Annotated in this window: 15 protein-coding genes; 5 read left to right on the forward strand and 10 right to left on the reverse strand. The window is 32.8% G+C overall.

Features of this window, described 5'->3' with window-relative positions:
- Positions 1–2 precede the first annotated feature (2 nt).
- The gene (locus BUB89_RS16900) at positions 3–791 is read left to right on the forward strand and encodes a head GIN domain-containing protein (RefSeq protein ID WP_073247259.1); all 789 of its coding nucleotides are present in this window, start codon (positions 3–5) and stop codon (positions 789–791) included.
- Between the two features lie 74 nt (positions 792–865).
- Positions 866–1,693 (forward strand): GIN domain-containing protein, encoded by an 828-nt coding sequence (locus BUB89_RS16905; RefSeq protein ID WP_073247261.1) that lies wholly within the window; start codon positions 866–868, stop codon positions 1,691–1,693.
- 78 nt (positions 1,694–1,771) lie between these two features.
- Here BUB89_RS16905 and trxB read toward each other — a convergent pair whose 3' ends face one another.
- From trxB to BUB89_RS16930, 5 genes are all read right to left on the reverse strand, one after another.
- Positions 1,772–2,719, reverse strand: coding sequence for a thioredoxin-disulfide reductase (trxB, locus tag BUB89_RS16910; protein ID WP_073247263.1), 948 nt, complete (start codon positions 2,717–2,719; stop codon positions 1,772–1,774).
- 168 nt (positions 2,720–2,887) lie between these two features.
- On the reverse strand, positions 2,888–3,418 hold the full coding sequence (locus BUB89_RS16915) for a hypothetical protein (protein ID WP_073247265.1): 531 nt from the start codon (positions 3,416–3,418) through the stop codon (positions 2,888–2,890).
- 5 nt (positions 3,419–3,423) lie between these two features.
- Positions 3,424–3,762 carry a hypothetical protein gene (locus BUB89_RS16920; protein WP_073247268.1) on the reverse strand — a complete coding sequence of 113 codons (339 nt, stop codon included), beginning with the start codon at positions 3,760–3,762 and terminating at the stop codon, positions 3,424–3,426.
- The gene (locus BUB89_RS16925; protein ID WP_073247270.1) at positions 3,749–4,138 is read right to left on the reverse strand and encodes a phage holin family protein; all 390 of its coding nucleotides are present in this window, start codon (positions 4,136–4,138) and stop codon (positions 3,749–3,751) included. The genes BUB89_RS16920 and BUB89_RS16925 overlap by 14 nt, the downstream gene beginning before the upstream one ends.
- A gap of 8 nt (positions 4,139–4,146) precedes the next feature.
- A complete protein-coding gene (locus BUB89_RS16930) occupies positions 4,147–4,425 on the reverse strand; it encodes a YtxH domain-containing protein (RefSeq protein ID WP_073247272.1) in 279 nt (92 codons plus the stop codon).
- Between the two features lie 308 nt (positions 4,426–4,733).
- Between BUB89_RS16930 and BUB89_RS16935 the strand changes: the two genes are divergently transcribed.
- Together BUB89_RS16935 and BUB89_RS16940 are read left to right on the forward strand one after the other, a co-directional pair.
- The gene (locus BUB89_RS16935) at positions 4,734–6,296 is read left to right on the forward strand and encodes a DUF748 domain-containing protein (protein WP_073247274.1); all 1,563 of its coding nucleotides are present in this window, start codon (positions 4,734–4,736) and stop codon (positions 6,294–6,296) included.
- A gap of 315 nt (positions 6,297–6,611) precedes the next feature.
- Entirely contained in the window at positions 6,612–8,927 is a 2,316-nt protein-coding gene (locus BUB89_RS16940) for a glycosyltransferase (RefSeq protein ID WP_083552964.1), read from the forward strand.
- Positions 8,928–8,989: 62 nt separating this feature from the next.
- Here BUB89_RS16940 and BUB89_RS16945 read toward each other — a convergent pair whose 3' ends face one another.
- Complete coding sequence (locus tag BUB89_RS16945; protein WP_073247276.1) at positions 8,990–10,453, reverse strand: glycoside hydrolase family 130 protein; 1,464 nt, start codon at positions 10,451–10,453, stop codon at positions 8,990–8,992.
- Between the two features lie 471 nt (positions 10,454–10,924).
- Here BUB89_RS16945 and BUB89_RS16950 point away from each other — a divergent pair, with 471 nt between their 5' ends.
- Positions 10,925–12,016, forward strand: coding sequence for a DNA topoisomerase IB (locus BUB89_RS16950; protein ID WP_073247278.1), 1,092 nt, complete (start codon positions 10,925–10,927; stop codon positions 12,014–12,016).
- 181 nt (positions 12,017–12,197) lie between these two features.
- On the opposite strand, the gene BUB89_RS16955 is transcribed toward BUB89_RS16950, so the two are convergent.
- From BUB89_RS16955 to BUB89_RS16970, 4 genes are all read right to left on the reverse strand, one after another.
- Entirely contained in the window at positions 12,198–12,350 is a 153-nt protein-coding gene (locus BUB89_RS16955; protein WP_073247280.1) for a DUF1328 family protein, read from the reverse strand.
- Positions 12,351–12,555: 205 nt separating this feature from the next.
- Positions 12,556–13,014, reverse strand: coding sequence for a ferritin-like domain-containing protein (locus BUB89_RS16960; protein ID WP_073247282.1), 459 nt, complete (start codon positions 13,012–13,014; stop codon positions 12,556–12,558).
- A 270-nt stretch (positions 13,015–13,284) separates the two neighbouring features.
- On the reverse strand, positions 13,285–15,423 hold the full coding sequence (locus BUB89_RS16965) for a catalase (RefSeq protein ID WP_073247285.1): 2,139 nt from the start codon (positions 15,421–15,423) through the stop codon (positions 13,285–13,287).
- Between the two features lie 225 nt (positions 15,424–15,648).
- Entirely contained in the window at positions 15,649–16,671 is a 1,023-nt protein-coding gene (locus BUB89_RS16970; protein WP_073247288.1) for a helix-turn-helix domain-containing protein, read from the reverse strand.
- Positions 16,672–17,224 lie beyond the last annotated feature (553 nt).

Consider the following 17,224-nt stretch of genomic DNA (forward strand, 5'->3'; position numbering starts at 1 on the left):
TTATGCTAAAAACCAAATTTCATCCCTGTCTTTTGCTCTCATTTGTGATCCTATTATGTACTACTTCCTGTATCAACTATGATAGCAATGAAACCATAAAAACCGTAAGATCATCAGGAAATATAACTCATGAAACCCGACATTTTAACGAAGATTTTAATAAAATCAATGTAAGCAGCGGAATTAATGTAATTATTGAACAGTCAGATAATATTGAAGTTACTGTGATTACTGATGAAAATTTTCAGAAAAAAATAAAGACAAAAGTAGAAAACGGGACTTTGTATGTATCCAATACTACTAATACCACTACGTTCACCATTTTTGGCTACAAGCGTACTAAAATCTACGATGCAGCTACTAAAAAAGTGATTGTAAAACTACCCGTTATCAACAAACTGGAATCCAATTCGGCTTCAAAAATAGAAAATAAAGGGATTTTAAGAGGAAACCATATTACTTTAAATTCCTCCAGTGCAGGGGAAATAAAACTGAACTTAGAGTTTGAAAAAATTGAGTCCGAATCCAGCAGTGCCAGTAAAATTGATCTTAAAGGAATGGCTCTGGATTTACAGGCAAATACATCAAGTGCCGGCAGGATTGATGCCGAAGATTTACTTGTAAACAATGTTATCGCAGAAGCATCTTCCGGCTCAAAAATAAGTGTACATCCTATCGTGAGCCTAAAAGCAGATGCCAGCAGCGGAAGTAAAATTGAATATGATATCGCCCCTAAACAGATTGAAAAAACAAGCAGTTCCGGTGGAGAAATCAGCTTTGAAAGCAAATAATCAGATTAAAACAGAAATCGTCTCCTAATAAAGAGGCGATTTTTTTATATTTGTATATAAACATCTTATCAAACATGAAAAAAATCAGCATTGTCCTTTTAGTATTTTTATCGACAACCATTCTTTTTGGACAAAAGAAAGATAAAATAAGTGGCTCTAAAACAGTAGTCAAAAAACATAAAAACATAGGTAATTTTAGCAGTATTGAAGTCGAAGACAACTTAGAGGTCTCCTTGGAAAGAGGCGAATTTGCCGGAGTCGAAATTGAAGCCGATAACAATTTAATGGAAGTTATCGCTATTGAGGTTACCGATAATGTTTTACGCCTTTCTACATCTAAAAGAATTATAAAAAGTAAATCATTAAAAGTAAAAGTTACTTATACCGCCCAATTTAATTCGGTTATTGCTAAAAACGAAGCTGTTGTAAGTGCCATTCAGGAAATTATAACAGATAATTTCACCATCAAAACCTTTGATGATTCGAAAGTATTAATGAATGCCAGTACGAAAGCTTTTGCTTTACAGGGAGATGGTGATTCGGAAATTGAGCTGAATTTAAAAAGCGAAACATCAAAAATTGAACTGTCTAAAGATGCTGAATTAAAATCTTTACTAAAAACAGATAATTTAGCGCTGGATTTGTATCAGGACACAAAAGCGGAGATTGAAGGTGAAGCCAATACCGCTGTTATTCGCTTAGCTAACGATTGTGAATTAGAGGCTTCTAAATTAGAGACAGGAAAAATTGAACTGATTACAGAAGGAAAAAGCAAAGCTATCGTAAATGCTAAAAAAGATATTGTTATCAGTGCCAGCGAAGACACAGAGACAGAACTTTACGGAGAAGCAAAAATTGAAATGAACAAGTTTACGGATAAAGCAAAACTTTCTAAAAAATAAGCATCCAAAAAACGCTATTAAAAAAGGCTGTTTTCAAACAATGAAAACAGCCTTTTTTATGTTTTAATTAAAACGAAATTATTCTTTAGCAGCCAAATATCTTTCGGCATCAAGAGCAGCCATACAGCCTGTTCCCGCAGCAGTAATTGCCTGACGGTATACGTGATCAGCAGCATCTCCGGCTACAAAAACACCTTCAATATTTGTTTTAGATGTTCCCGGTGTATTGATAATATAACCTGTTTCGTCCAGCGTTAAATACTCTTTAAAAATATCAGTATTCGGTTTATGACCAATAGCGACAAAGAAACCAGTTGCAGGAATATCATACGTTTCATTAGTCGTTTTATTCAATACTTTGATTGCTTCAACCACCTGACCATCTCCTAAAACCTCAACAGTATCATGATTTAATAAAATCTCGATATTCTCGGTTTTACGTACACGTTCTTCCATGATTTTAGAAGCTCTGAACTTTTCGCTTCTTACTAACATAGTTACTTTTTTACAAAGTTTAGATAAATAGTGTGCTTCTTCACAGGCAGAATCTCCTGCTCCAACAATTACAACTTCCTGATTTCTATAGAAAAAACCATCGCAGACAGCACAAGCCGAAACTCCGCCACCCATTTGTAAATAATGTTGTTCAGAAGCTAATCCTAAATATTTAGCCGAAGCACCTGTTGAGATAATTACGGTTTCACAATGTAATTCAATCGCATCATTAATCCATACTTTATGAATACCTCCTGAAAAATCAACTTTAGTAGCCCATCCGTCACGAATATCAGCTCCAAAACGTTCTGCTTGTTTTTGTAACTGTACCATCATTTCGGGACCGGTAACTCCATCAACATACCCAGGGAAATTTTCAACTTCATTAGTGGTAGTTAACTGACCTCCGGGCTGCATTCCCTGGTATAAAACCGGATTCATATTGGCTCTGGCCGCATAAATTGCCGCAGTATAACCTGCAGGCCCGGAACCTATAATAAGGCATTTTATTTTTTCGATTGTATCAGACATAATAAATTGAGTTTAATTTTAAAAACACCACAAAAGTAAGTTTTTATTATTGGAAAATTAAACTTGAACAATCAGTTTTTATTATGTTGAAATAGACAGCTGTTTTCTTTAAAAAACGGATTTTTTTGAAGAAATGGAATTGGATTAAAAAAGAAAAATAGAAATTGGCTATAAATCAAAGCCGTAGGCGAATCGTACCATAATTTGTCCTAATCCATTATCAGCTACGCCATCTTTAATAACAGGAAAGTCTTTTAGAAATTCATATCGTACACTCATATCTACGTATTTAGTAGCATATCCCAGACTGGGACAAAAAAGAAGAGAATTGTTATTATAGGCTTTTGTAGTTGAAAAAGCACCACCAAACTCACCCATAACATAAAATTCATTACTAAAAATAAAGGTTTTATATCCAACTTTTACAGGAACATAACCAAAATTTGTTCCTTCATCCTCTACAAACAAATTGTTATAACCTGTTGTAAAACAAATAGAGTACGTTTCGGATATATTGTATTGAAGCCTGGCATCGGCTCCCAGATTAAAATTATACGGATCATTGAAAGGTAAACCCGCGTTGAGTCCAAATCCTAATTTAAAATTACGTTCGTAATTCTCTGATTTTAATTGCGCTACAGCAAAATTACTAAAAAGGAATACCAATAGTATTCCTAAAATATTAATTGATTTTTTCATGTTAATTAGGGATTAGGATTTGTTTTTTTTGCAATAAAAGTTGTCATGCCATATTGTAAAAGATAGCCGGCAATTTTTTTAAAAAAGGAATTTGATTTCCCTAATACTAGTTTTTTAGATAAATAACCACCTGTTATACTCACTAAAATTTGTAATAAATTGTTTTTTACATCAGGTGCATTATTAAAATCTTCCATTGATTCCCTTAGTATATTTACAGGTTTTATACTTTCATAAGTGAGGGATAACTGCTCTTTTAATTCTTCCAGTTTCAAGTCTCTATCCGTTTCTAAACGAGCAATTGCTTTATCTAATTCGGTATTTTGATTTTTATAGACTGCCATCTTGATTAGGATTAGAGTGTTTTAAAATTGATTTCTTTTTTAATAATTTTGCTATAACAACATTTGTTAAAGGCTCTTTTATTATTTTATCCCGATAATAATTTAAGATTATTGCAGCCAATAAATAAATACCGGAAACAATTAAGAATCCCAGATAATCTTGTCCCAGCAACTCTCCTAAATACAAGCTTAAAGCAATACTGAAGAATAAAACAAATATTGCAACAATCATAATCACTACTAATCTGGCTAATATAGAGGAAATCACATCGGCGGTTTTATCAACTGCATTTAGCTTTGCTAATTCGATATTAATTTCGGCATAATCTTTAGCTTTTTTATAAAGCAGTTCTATGTTTGTTGCAATTGTTTCCATTTTTTATACTATTTAATATTAGCTTTTGCGGTATCAAACTCTTTGTTTACAGTATTCATACCATTTACAGCCATATCTTCTCCTTTATGCAGTAAAGAATTGCATTTTTCGGATACATTGTCTAATAATCCGCTTAAGCTTTCGAACGCTTTGTTTTTAGCATCGTTACTTTTGTCAGCAATTTTTTTTCTGGTATTAGTTCCTTTATCAGGAGCAAATAAAATTCCTAAAGCAGCTCCAATTGCAACTCCGCCTAATACACCGATAATTGTTTCATTTGTTTTCATCTTTGTTGTTTTTTTAATTTAACGAATGTTTATTTATAACTGAACAGAATAAACTTAACTTCCTTTTTACCCATTAGTTTTTAATGGCCAAATCGTGATTTATGTACGTGATTTATTCTAGTTTGCACCTCATTGAGATAGTAGTTATGTGTTTTACAAAGATGCGATTCATTGACTTTAAGTTTCTTATAAAATATTTTAGATTTTTTACAGAATTTGCATTTTTCACGTTTTAGCAGGTGTTTGAGTTACAACAATTAAAATAAAACCCGTAGGTTTGACATACAAACAACAGATAAAAATGATTTATGATTTTAAAAAACAATAAAAATATTAAGATAATAATTCTTCTGGGAAGCTTTTTTGTAATAGGTTTTTTCGTAGCCCAATGGTGGGCAAAAAATTATATCAAAGATTTTTTGTCTAACAAAACCTCGTCGTTGTTTACCGTTCAATATTCTGATTTAGAGCTTAATTTATTACAGGGTACTATAGTTTTATACCGTCCGTCTGTTGCAATTAAAGACAGTGTTACATCAAAAAACCATACTTATTTAAAACTGGAAAAACTCCAGTTGAAAGGGATTGGGTACTGGGACTTATTATTTAATGAAAAGGTGTCTTTAAGAAATTTAACTTTAATAAATCCAAAAATTAATCACTATCCTTATCAACGCAGTAAATCGGAAAAAGATAAAGAAAAACAGCTTGAAAAAGGATTAAAAACCATAAGTATTGGGGAACTAAATCTTATTAATGGAGATTTGAATGTAATGAAAAACAAAGCCGATTCTATTTCCATTTCTGTTTCAGCCTATGATTTAAAAGCTTTAAATCTTAAAATAAATTTACAGACATTAGCCACTGTACCTGTAGTTTATAAAAACTTTCATGTAAAGGCAAAAAATATCCTGCTTAACCACAGTGATTACGAAAGCTTTAAAATTGACAGCATCAACACTAATAAAGAAGAGGTTGTTATAAAAAATCTACAACTCGTTCCTAAATATACTAAGCAGGAACTTTCGAAACATCTAAGTAAGGAACGGGATCATATGCAATTAAAAATTCCGGAGCTTGTTTTAGAAAAACCTGATTTTAATTATGCCAATAAACGTTTAGGAGTTACAGCAACAGCTGTTAAAATCACGGATCCAAAATTAGAAATTTACCGCGATAAATTAGTTCCGGATGATCTTACCATTAAACCATTATACAGTAAATCATTAAGAAAATTAAATTTCGACCTGAATATTCGTAAAACGCAAATCAAGAACGGATATATCTCTTATGCAGAGTTAGTGGAAGCTGATAAAAGCGCCGGTAAAATATTTTTTAAAAACGTAAATGCTGTTGTCAATAACATTTCTAATCTAAAAGATGCTAAAAAAACGGACATTCAAATAAATTCCAGATTTATGGGTGTAGCTCCTCTGGAACTCAAATGGAGTTTTGATGTAAACAATCAGGCAGACGCGCTTTATGTGTCAGGTTCAGTAATAAACTTGCCTGCTTCTGTTTTAAATCCCTTTTTTAAGCCAAATTTAAATGTCATTACCGAAGGTACTCTTCAACAAATGTATTTTACCTTTAATGGTAACAATAGTAAGTCATCAGGAATCATGAAAATGAAATATGATGATTTTAAATTCAATATATTGCGTAAAAAAACCTCTAAAATCAATAAGTTTCTCACTGCAATAGGGAATATTTTTATTAAAGACGGAGACAAAAACACCAATGTGGAAGGGTTTAGATACGGTACTATCGAAGCCGAAAGGGATCCCACCAAATCTTTCTTTAATTACCTGTGGATTAATGTAAAAAGTGGCGTGATTAGTACGTTAACCGGAGATGGCAAAAAAGAATAAAAACATATAAATCACTTTGAAAAACTGATTTTAATGATTAATAAATGAAAGTCGGTTTTTTATAATCACGACTATCATACTCGCCCTAAGTTTTCTGTTTTACAAAATACATTTTTTACTTTTTCTGCCTCTCAGTTTCATAGAGCAAAACTTAATCTGATTGGGTCAACAAATTTCTCTTTAAGGCTAATGACAGTTTTTTTTTATATATAACTTAGCTTTAATGGATTAGAAATCCATTGTACCCCTTAATCTAGCAACAACTCTATTAAAAACCTATTAAGATGGTGTAACAGTAACAAATTTTTTGAAATCATGAAACGTAATACAACTATAAGAACCAAGGCGAGTATTAAAGCCTTTAAAGAAGAAAACTTAAAAAACACTACTACTTTTAGCAAAAGTTCCAAAACATTACCTAAAATCCAATTTATAGCTACTTATCCTCCAAGAGAATGCGGAATTGCAACTTATACGTATGATTTGAAAAATACGCTGGAAAATAAATTTGACCGCTGTTTTGATATAAAAATTTGTGCAGTAGAATCCAATACCGAAAATCATAACTACACTACAGAAGATGTCAACATGGTTTTGAATACCGATAATCAGGAGTCCTTTAAGAAGATTGCTGAAAAAATCAATTCAGACAAAGGAACTAAAATAGTGATGATTCAGCATGAATTTGGTTTATTCAAAAACAATGAAGAAACATTTATCGATTTTTTAAAAAGCCTTACAAAACCGATCATTATTGCTTTTCATACCGTATTACCTCATCCTAATAAAGATTTGGAGAAAAACGTAAAAGACTTAGTTGCTTTGGCAAAAATGGTTACTGTTATGACGCAATCCTCTTCAGATTTATTAAGCCAGACTTATGGAGTTCCATTGGATAAAATAAAAATAATTCCGCATGGGACGCATTTGGTAAAACATCAGGAGAAATCCTTTCTTAAGGAAAAATATAATGTATCTGACAGAAAAGTTATTTCGACTTTTGGTTTTTTAGGTCCCGGAAAAAGTATCGAAACCACATTAGATGCACTACCTGAAATTATTAAGGAGCATCCTACTATTATGTTTTTTATAGTAGGTAAAACGCATCCTACACTGTTTAATAGCGAAGGAGACGCTTACAAAGATTTTTTACAACAAAAAGTAACCGCACTTCAATTAGAGAACCATGTAAGTTTTATAAATAAGTTTGTGCCACTATCGGAATTATTAGAATACCTGCAACTTTCAGACTGTTATGTTTTTACTTCTAAAGATCCTAATCAGGCTGTAAGTGGAACTTTTTCTTATGCTGTGAGTTGCGGATGTCCTATAATCTCCACTCCTATTCCTCATGCTAAAGAAGTCTTGCAGCTGGGTAACGGAGTATTATTTGATTTTGGAAATTCAGAACAACTGGCACAAAAAGTAAAGGAACTATTAAATGATGATGCCTTAAGACAGGATATGAAAATGAAAGGACTGCATACCTCGGCAGCGACTTCCTGGGAAAACTCGGCAATCTCTCATGCACATCTTTTCTCTGAATTAATGAAAAAAACGTTCCGACTAAAATATAAAAAACCGCTGATAAATCTCAGTCATTTGCAAGCAATGACTACAGAGGTAGGTGTGATACAGTTTTCAAAAATTAATACCCCGGATATCAACTCCGGATACACATTAGACGATAATGCAAGAGCATTGATAGCTGCCTGTGACCATTATAAAATAACACAACGCGAGGAAGATGTCAAACTAATAGAAACCTATGCTAATTTTATTCTGAAATGCCAGCGTGACAACGGACTGTTTTTAAATTATGTAGATAAGGATAAAAAGTTCACGAAACAAAACGAAGATGAAAACCTGGAAGATGCTAACGGAAGAGCTATCTGGGCACTGGGTTATACCTATTATCTGATGGAAGAAGACCTGGACCTTGATGCTACTCTGCTTCAAAATATATTGTTTGCCATCACGCAATTTAATTTAAAAATTCATTTATTTAAATCTCCTCGTGCTCTGGCTTTTACCATAAAAGGATTGTACTTTTTTAATGTAAAACTCAACAATACTAAAATCACCGGAATTATAAATGACTTAGCCAGTAAACTTGTTGATTTATATAATTTCCATTCAGAAGAAAACTGGAATTGGTTTGAAAACTACCTCACTTATGCGAATAGTGTATTGCCTGAATCGCTGTTATATGCCTGGAAAGCTACCGGAGAATTAAAATTTAAAGCGATAGCAAAAGAGACTTTTGATTTTTTACTTTCTAAAATATTTCAGGAAGATTCTATTCGGGTAATTTCTAACCAAAGCTGGCTCATCAAAGGTTTTGATGAAAAATTAGTCCTGAATGGCGGTGAACAGCCTATTGATGTAGCCTATACCATACTGGCGTTAAAGCAATTCCATCAGGCGTTCCCTGCTGAAGGTTATGATGACAAAATGGAAATTGCATTTAGCTGGTTCCAGGGTAATAACCAATTAAAACAGATCATTTACAATCCCTGTACCGGCGGCTGTCATGATGGTTTAGAAAGTTACAATGTAAATTTAAACCAGGGTGCGGAGTCTACCATAAGTTACTGTCTGGCACGATTTGCGTTTGAAGATATTGTTTAAGTGAAAGGGCTGTTTAAAAATTTTAAACAGCCCTTTTTTTATTATCACTCTTCTTTATAAAATCATTTTTCTTTAAGTGCAGCCAATAAATCATCCATATTTACAGTAACGTATGAAGATGCATAATCAGATACGGCATAAGGTAAAATTAAATGATTGTTGTGTATAATACTCCCGCAGGAATAAACCACATTAGGTACATATCCTTCTCTTTCCTCTTCTAACGGAGAAAGTAACGGCTCTTTTAATCGGCCTATTTCGATAGTAGGATCTTCTAAATCCAGTAAAGAAGCGCCGATACAATAGCGTCTCATAGCTCCTACTCCGTGCGTAATCACCAGCCAGCCATGCTCTGTATAAATAGGAGAACCGCAATTCCCTATTTGGGTGAATTCCCATGGATATTTAGGTTCCTGAATTTTAATGGGATTATTCCACAATGTAATCCGGTCAGAATAAAACAGATAATTATTTACACCGTCAATTCGGGCTAACATGGCATATTTCCCTTTAATTTTTCTTGGAAAAAGAGCAAAATTTTTATTTTGTGCACCATCACCATGCATCGGCATAATACGAAAATTGATAAAGTCTTCGGTGGTAAGCAATTTTGGAAGTATGGTAAAACCGTCATAAGCGGTGTAAGTAGCATAAATTTTTTCGGTTCCGTCATCTTCTCTAAAACGCACAAACCGGGCATCTTCAATTCCGCGACTCTCCGCTGAGGAAATTGGAAAAATAACCCTGCCGGAAATTTTAGAATTTTCATTAAATTCCACATCATAATAAGAATCTACCAACCAGGTCATTTCTTTAAGCGCTTTTCGCTTTGATTCGTCAATATCCATTTTTAATATACTTCTCACGGCTTCTTTTAATTCATAATATTCAAATCTGTCCGGCAAAGAATCCATAATAGGTAATGAATATTCTTTTGGAATATGCATCTCCTCCATTTTTTTTATAAATCGCTTTTTATTGTAGGCTTTTTTCTTTTTTATTGTCGGAAGGTGAATAAATTTATGGACTTCCATCATTTTTAAGTTATTGGAAGCATCCAGAATTCCTTTTCTAAAAACAATCGATGATAAATGTCCTTCACCTGTAGCTCTAAAAGAGATGATGACTCTTTTTTCTCCTTCAGCTAAAAAAGACTGATCAAAATCTTCTATCATCGAAGGATTAAACAGTGCCGCAGACTCAATTGAATACTCCATGGTACTATAAGACCCAATTAAAAGACGCCGTTCTAAAGAAAGGTCTTTATAATTGATTCCTATAGCCTCTTCAATAAGATTTTTATAGTTGTCAGCATGTTTCAAAAAAATCTCCGAAATATTCCTGTGCCTTCCTATAAATCCTTTAAAAGTAATGTCGAGTTCGTGCATCACTTCTGCTTCAGACAAGCGCATAATCCGGTTTACTAAATTAATAGTCCGGGCATCGCCATTATTGAAAAATCGGGCTACTACCCTGCTGGAATCTGGTTTAAAATATATTTTTTTTCGGGTTACAGGAACTGACATAGTATCTTTAATATTAAAGTTATTCGCTTTTTTAAGTATAAAAACAAATTAATTTACTCAAAAACAAGACTTTATAAAATTAAAAACAAAAACTGTCTATAAACAGTACAGGATTATAAAACCTATAAATTTATAGACAGTAATCGCTATTTAATTATACTTAACGAATGGTGTATTCATCAATTTTGCTTTCGGCTAATTTGTTCCGGTTCATTATCCACATTATATTTTAATGTTTTTTTCTAATTATCATCTTAAAGGTATTTTAAACAAAAGCAGGAAGTTAACCTCAAAAATAAAATTCTTAACGCAAATGATAATTTTAAAAAAAGAAGATAAAAATGCCGTATTCAGATTAGCAATACGATTATTTTTTTCTCTTTTAAAGTTAAACAAATAGTAAAGAGAGAATTAAATTTGGTATAACTGTACAAATTCCCACCCTTAGATATTACATAAAAGACACCAAAAATGATTGCTCACACAGATCCCTTCCAACAATTAATCACCGGACCTGAAAATATTATATCTCAATACAATCTGGTGTATGCCCATGAAGAAGATTTTTGTATTATCAGAAAAAAACAAGGCAAAAGCTTCTGTTATCTGAAGAATGGTATTTCAATTAAAAAAAAGACCGATTTACAACGTATTAAAGATTTAGTGATTCCGCCCATGTGGGAAAATGTTAAAATCAGTCATCTGCAAAACAGCCATTTACAAGCTGTAGGCAGGGATAATAAAAACCGAAAACAATATCTGTATCATGAAGACTGGAAAAAAATAAGAAACAATACCAAATTTTACAAAATGTATTCTTTTGGCAAAAAACTGCCTTTAATAAGAAAAAAAGTAGATAAAGATTTAGAAAAAAAAGGATGGCCTAAAGAAAAAGTGGTTGCCTTAATTATCCGCCTGATGGAAGAAACCCACATTCGTATTGGTAACAGCTATTATGAAAAAACCAATCGTACTTATGGTCTTACTACCCTTAGAAAAAGACACATTAACATTTACAAAGACAAAATGCGGATTGAATTTGTAGGTAAAAAAGGAAAGGAACACAGTGTTACGGTTCGCAACAAAAAGCTGATACGATTAGTCAATCGCTGTGAAGAACTCCCGGGTTGGGAATTATTTAAATTTATAGACGAAAATGGAGAGCGAAAAACCATCAAGAGCAATCATATCAATGAATATCTGCAATCCATTTGCGGAAAAATTTTTACTGCCAAAGATTTCAGGACCTGGTCAGCTTCTTTATCTTTTTTTAATACTTTGCTGGAACTCGACAAAGCTGAAACCGAAAAAGAAATAAAAGACAATATTTTAAAAGCTTATGAAATGACTGCTTCGGCTTTAGGAAATACAAAAAACGTCTGCCGGAAATATTATGTACATCCCATAATTGTTCAGGCCTATCAGGATAAGCAGTTGTATAAATCATTCGACAGAATAAAAAAAAGCAACAGCAGTAATCCTTATTTTTCACCATCAGAAAAAGAAATCCTGAAACTTTTTAAAACCTATACCCCTGAATTTGAAACCGGAGAACTATCTTAAGTTATTTCATAAAAAAACAGAGATGAAATCATCAGGATTCATCTCTGTTTTTATTTTTATAATTTTCATAAAATGCTCCTCAGCAGCAATTCACTTTACAGAAGATAAATAATTATTCATCCCAACAAAAGTTGCCTCAGTGCTATGTACTTCTTGATAAATAAAGCGTATTTTTATCCAATTATCTTCCTCTGATTATTGATATCAAAAACAATATAATGAAAATAAAGAACAAAACTTTTGCAATACTTGCAGCTCCTGCAGCTATTCCACCAAATCCTAAAACACCGGCAATGATAGCTAAAACGATAAATATAACTGTCCAACGTAACATAATTTCTATTTTTAAAAGGTTAATACTATTCAAAAAAAATGTTTAATTAAGAAAATTCTTTTTGACCTATTCTCAAATTTAGACTATAAAAAGGAATATAGTTAACTCTAATAAGAGAAATAATAACCCAAATAAATTAATATGATATTACTTTATAATAAAAAAGAGGAAAAAATTGTTTTTCCCCTTTTTGTTTAGCTGCTTCTTAAGCATTTTCTCTTAAATCTTCCAGTTTTTTTATGGCACTGAGACCGTTTTCAATTAATTCCTTGTGGCTAAGCAAAACAGCACGAATACCAATAGGCAGTGTGTCTTCACTTAGAATAGCATTGTAATCCTCCAGCAACACTTTCTCTCCATTAATAGCTTCTTCCAGCATAGACTCGTCATTGTCAAAAGAAAATAGTGCTTTTATATCCATCCAGGTTCTGTGGGCTGCACCGACAATACTTCCGCTGTGGTCATCATGAACCTCGTAGGTATTGATTACGTTATTCAGTTCCTGACTGAATTTTTCTCTTTCCAGAGACTTTTTTTCAAAATACCTCCTCAAAAACTGATGATCAGTATGTGTAGAGGCTTTTCTAAAACCTTTTTCACCATCATGAATTCTTTCTAAAAGATGGTTTAATTTATTATTCAAATGGGCTGTATATTTTTCCATGATTTCTAATTTTTAAAGATTATTTAATGATTGTTTATTTAAAATTACGTTTACTAACCCGTTGTGGGTGTAATTATTAAAAACGTCTGTTCGAGTGTTTTTTGTGCAGTCCCGACACTTCGGGACGAAACAAAAAATGTATCGAGAACCGTTTTTAATAAAATTTTTCTTGTTCTCGATACAATCCCGTCCGAAAACGGGATCATTCGAACTGACGAAAAATTATCATCAAAAACTAATTACACCCAACGGGTGTTTACTATATTTTTTTTAAACAGGAATCTTTTTTACCTCATCCATTCGATCCCAATTTCGATGTTGGGCAATAGCTTCAATAAAAGCCTGAGCTTCCTGATTAATGCTAACCGCTTTGTCATTTTTACAACTTACCACATAAGTAGCGTCCAGTAAATCCTGTCCTTGAGCATCTGCAGCAATTGCTTTACAATGCATAAAGGCTTCGTTGATGAATTTTATAAATTTAGCTTCTGTTTTTAATGTTGCTATTGATTTTGTCCCTCCGGGAATATATACGGCATCGTATAAAACGCTTTCGGTAGTCAGTATTGCGGCATCCACTTTATGTTCCATGTTTTCATCACAAATTACTTTTCCGCCATGAGGTGCTATAATTTTAACCATAGCCCCTTCCATTGTAAGGGCGTCACTCATTTTTCTGAAATTTTCCATTGAAAAACCATCCGCAACCAGAACGGCAACTTTACGGGTAGCAATGCTGTCAAACTTAGTATTAGCCTGACTTAAGCTTGGGGAAGCATCCAGATAATTTTTCTTTTGAGGTGGTTGGTGTTTTTCTACATCGGCATCAGCACCAATGGCCTGATTTATGGGTTGCTCAATAGATTTAGGCACTTCAAGACCTAATCCCTTGGCTACTTTTTGTGCTAAACCCTCATCGATTTGAGCAATAACCCAAAGCATTCGTTCCTGAATAGGCTGTTGCATGCATTTGCCCAATTCAAAAGTATAGGCATCTGCTACGTGCTGTTGTTCCCATTTTGACAAACTTCTGTAAAATAAGGCCGGTTGAGAAAAATGGTCATTAAAACTTTCGCTGCGGGTTCTGATTTTTCTGGCGTCAATTCGCTCTTCATAAGAAGTAAAACCACCTTCAGCCATTTTAGCCAAATGAGGGCATCCTGCACTGATACTATTTGGGAAATAAGCGGTTTGTCCTTTAGGAATTTCTGTTTGCATCATACCGTCACGCTGATTGTTATGAGTGGGAACTACCGGACGATTAATAGGAATCTGATGAAAGTTAGGACCGCCTAATCGCGATAATTGGGTATCACGGTAAGAGAATAAACGTCCTTGTAATAAAGGATCATTGGTAAAATCAATTCCCGGAACAATATGACCCGGTAAAAAAGCTACCTGTTCTGTTTCTGCAAAGAAATTTTCCGGATTTCTGTTTAGGGTCATTTTTCCAATAATTTGTACCGGAACTAATTCTTCAGGAATCAATTTAGTAGGATCCAACAAATCAAAATCAAATTTAAATTCGTCATTTTCCGCAACTACCTGAATTCCTAATTCCCATTCCGGATATTGGCCTGCTTCTATAGCGTCCCATAAATCTCTTCGATGAAAATCAGAATCGGCACCACTTATTTTAACGGCTTCATCCCATAAAACGGAATGCACCCCTAATTTAGGTTTCCAATGAAATTTTACAAAATGAGATACCCCTTCTTTATTTATTAATCTAAAAGTATGAATCCCAAAGCCTTCCATCATACGATAACTTCTGGGAATAGCTCTGTCACTCATTAACCAAATCTGGTTATGAAGCGTTTCAGTTGAATGAGATACAAAATCATAAAAAGTATCATGAGCTGAAGCTGCCTGAGGAATTTCCCTGTGAGGTTCCGGTTTAACCGAATGTATTAAATCAGGAAATTTCATAGCATCCTGAATAAAAAAGATAGGCATATTATTCCCTACTAAATCCCAGGTACCTTCATCTGTATAAAATTTAACAGCAAATCCACGTACATCACGGGCTAAATCAGTAGAACCCTTAGAACCTGCAACCGTAGAAAACCGCACAAAAACAGGTGTTTTACGACTGGTATCATTAAAAATTCCTGCTTTACTGTATTGCTCAATGCTATCATATAATTCAAAATAACCATGAGCTCCGCTTCCTCTGGCGTGAACTATTCGTTCCGGAATACGTTCATGATCAAAACTTGTAATTTTCTCTCTTAACAAAAAATCTTCCAGTAAAGTAGCACCTCTTTCACCTGCTTTCAGTGAATTATTAGTATCATTTACTTTTAAACCCTGATTTGTGGTCATCCCAGTATCTTTTATCTCTTTGTGATACGCTTTTAAATCTTCCGTTTTTTTAGTTTCCGGTTTGCTATTTTTTTCCTGATCCATGATTTTATTTTTTAAAATTTCTAAATAATTTAAAAATGAAGTCCATCATTTAATGAGAAGCTTCTACACGAAAATCCTAATTTTCAAATACATATACTGACGCTAATCATAAAAAAAAATGCCTCTAAAACAGAAAGTCTTTTAATAACAAAATGAGTACAGCCCATTCTGATAAAAGAATGGGCTGTACTCATTTTGTTGTAACTATAGCTAAAAAACTAACTGCTACAAATAAGACAAAACAGGAAGATTATTCAGGTAGTTTTGATAATGTTTAGGACTGCAATTGTACTTTGCTTTGAATATTTTAGAAAAATAACTTCTGCTGGTAAGACCAATGGTGTAAACAATTTCAGAGATATTTAACTCCGTAGTTCGTATTAGATTTTCGGCTGCTTCTACCCGTACATTTCTTATAAAATCAGTTACGGTTCTATTGTGCATTATTTTAAAACCTTCTTGCAATTTAAAAGGGGACAAACCTGATTTTTTGCTTAAATATTTTAAACTGTATTGAATTTCAGGATAGTTTTTTATAAATTCTGAGATGTCTTTTATGGCTTCCATATCAGCTTGCGAAAGGGAACTGCAGTAGGATTCTGTATGGATTAAATCGTATTTATGCTGCTCAATTTCTAAAGCCAGAATAAGATACACGGTGCTGTTAATTAATAAATTTCTAACCAGACCATTTTGACTAATGGTATTAAGATGTTCGATTTTTTCGGCAATTTTCAAGTTAAAAGAGCCTACGTATGAAAAGTCGTTATCCTCTTGTGTGGTTTGAAATATATTTTGCAATTGTGTTCTTAATTCGATATCAGAAACAGATAAAATATCTACGGTAATTATGGACACTTTGACTTCTTCATTCTTTTTAAAAGTTAAAAGAGTACTGGTTTCCGAAGAGCCTGAAAAAATCCCTGTCTGAAACTGGCTTAAATGATTTTGTATACCATCTTCACCAAAACTTTGTGCCATCTGACCTTTCGAACAATACCCAAAATGAATCAGATTAGAGTTTTGAAGTTTTCCTTCAAATGAAACATTTTCTTTAAAAAAAATATCATATTCCAAGTAGGCAATCGCATTTTCTATTGAAACTCCTGAAATAAAACCTTTAGCAATTTCATTATCAATCACCAGTTTGTATTCTTTTGATTTTATTTCAATTTTACCTCCTAGTTGTAGTTGCATTTGTTTAAAAATAACGGAGAGATTATTGGATGTTATTGATATCTTTTTCATTTTTTGTTTTTTAGGTTTATTAAAATTAAAGCTAAGGGGCTAACTTAGTTTGTGGGATTTAGGTGTGTTTTTTTCGTTCTAAAAAACCACTGTATCAACAATAATATTTAGCAGTTTTTGAGACAAAAAAGGCTTTTTTTAAAATAAAATAAGCTTCTGTTTTAAAGTTGACTTTTTCATCCTGACTGTGATTTAATACTATTATAAATTACTGTGGTTTACAAAGTTGCAATAACAACAGCCCTGTGTTGTTATATAATTTTTTCATTGTGTTATATAATTATAATAATAAATGATAAATGTGCTGAAAGCGACAAATTTTACGGGGATGTGACACTGTTCAATTTCCTTTTCAAATATTTAATTCAAACTGTTACAGTAAGTTATAATTACAGTAATCATTAAACAGCTGTTTTTGTGATTACGCTAAAAATTGTTTGCATTCGAGTTAAACTGAGCTGATTATTCCATTTAATTTTACCCTAAGCAGTTCTTTAAACAAAAAGCTGTCTTTAATAAAACCAACCATTTCAACAACCATTAAAATTTTAAT

It is taken from the genome of Flavobacterium flevense, assembly GCF_900142775.1.
In the GTDB taxonomy this organism is placed as follows: Bacteria; Bacteroidota; Bacteroidia; order Flavobacteriales; family Flavobacteriaceae; genus Flavobacterium; species Flavobacterium flevense.

Coding starts and splice junctions, on each gene's coding strand:
- BUB89_RS16935 (WP_073247274.1), top strand. CDS start 4,734: ATGATTTTAAAAAACAATAAAAATATTAAGATAATAATTCTTCTGGGA.
- BUB89_RS16925 (WP_073247270.1), bottom strand. CDS start 4,138: ATGGAAACAATTGCAACAAACATAGAACTGCTTTATAAAAAAGCTAAA.
- BUB89_RS16905 (WP_073247261.1), top strand. CDS start 866: ATGAAAAAAATCAGCATTGTCCTTTTAGTATTTTTATCGACAACCATT.
- BUB89_RS16950 (WP_073247278.1), top strand. CDS start 10,925: ATGATTGCTCACACAGATCCCTTCCAACAATTAATCACCGGACCTGAA.
- BUB89_RS16945 (WP_073247276.1), bottom strand. CDS start 10,453: ATGTCAGTTCCTGTAACCCGAAAAAAAATATATTTTAAACCAGATTCC.
- BUB89_RS16940 (WP_083552964.1), top strand. CDS start 6,612: ATGAAACGTAATACAACTATAAGAACCAAGGCGAGTATTAAAGCCTTT.
- BUB89_RS16930 (WP_073247272.1), bottom strand. CDS start 4,425: ATGAAAACAAATGAAACAATTATCGGTGTATTAGGCGGAGTTGCAATT.
- BUB89_RS16965 (WP_073247285.1), bottom strand. CDS start 15,423: ATGGATCAGGAAAAAAATAGCAAACCGGAAACTAAAAAAACGGAAGAT.
- trxB (WP_073247263.1), bottom strand. CDS start 2,719: ATGTCTGATACAATCGAAAAAATAAAATGCCTTATTATAGGTTCCGGG.
- BUB89_RS16970 (WP_073247288.1), bottom strand. CDS start 16,671: ATGAAAAAGATATCAATAACATCCAATAATCTCTCCGTTATTTTTAAA.
- BUB89_RS16920 (WP_073247268.1), bottom strand. CDS start 3,762: ATGGCAGTCTATAAAAATCAAAATACCGAATTAGATAAAGCAATTGCT.
- BUB89_RS16955 (WP_073247280.1), bottom strand. CDS start 12,350: ATGTTACGTTGGACAGTTATATTTATCGTTTTAGCTATCATTGCCGGT.
- BUB89_RS16900 (WP_073247259.1), top strand. CDS start 3: ATGCTAAAAACCAAATTTCATCCCTGTCTTTTGCTCTCATTTGTGATC.
- BUB89_RS16960 (WP_073247282.1), bottom strand. CDS start 13,014: ATGGAAAAATATACAGCCCATTTGAATAATAAATTAAACCATCTTTTA.
- BUB89_RS16915 (WP_073247265.1), bottom strand. CDS start 3,418: ATGAAAAAATCAATTAATATTTTAGGAATACTATTGGTATTCCTTTTT.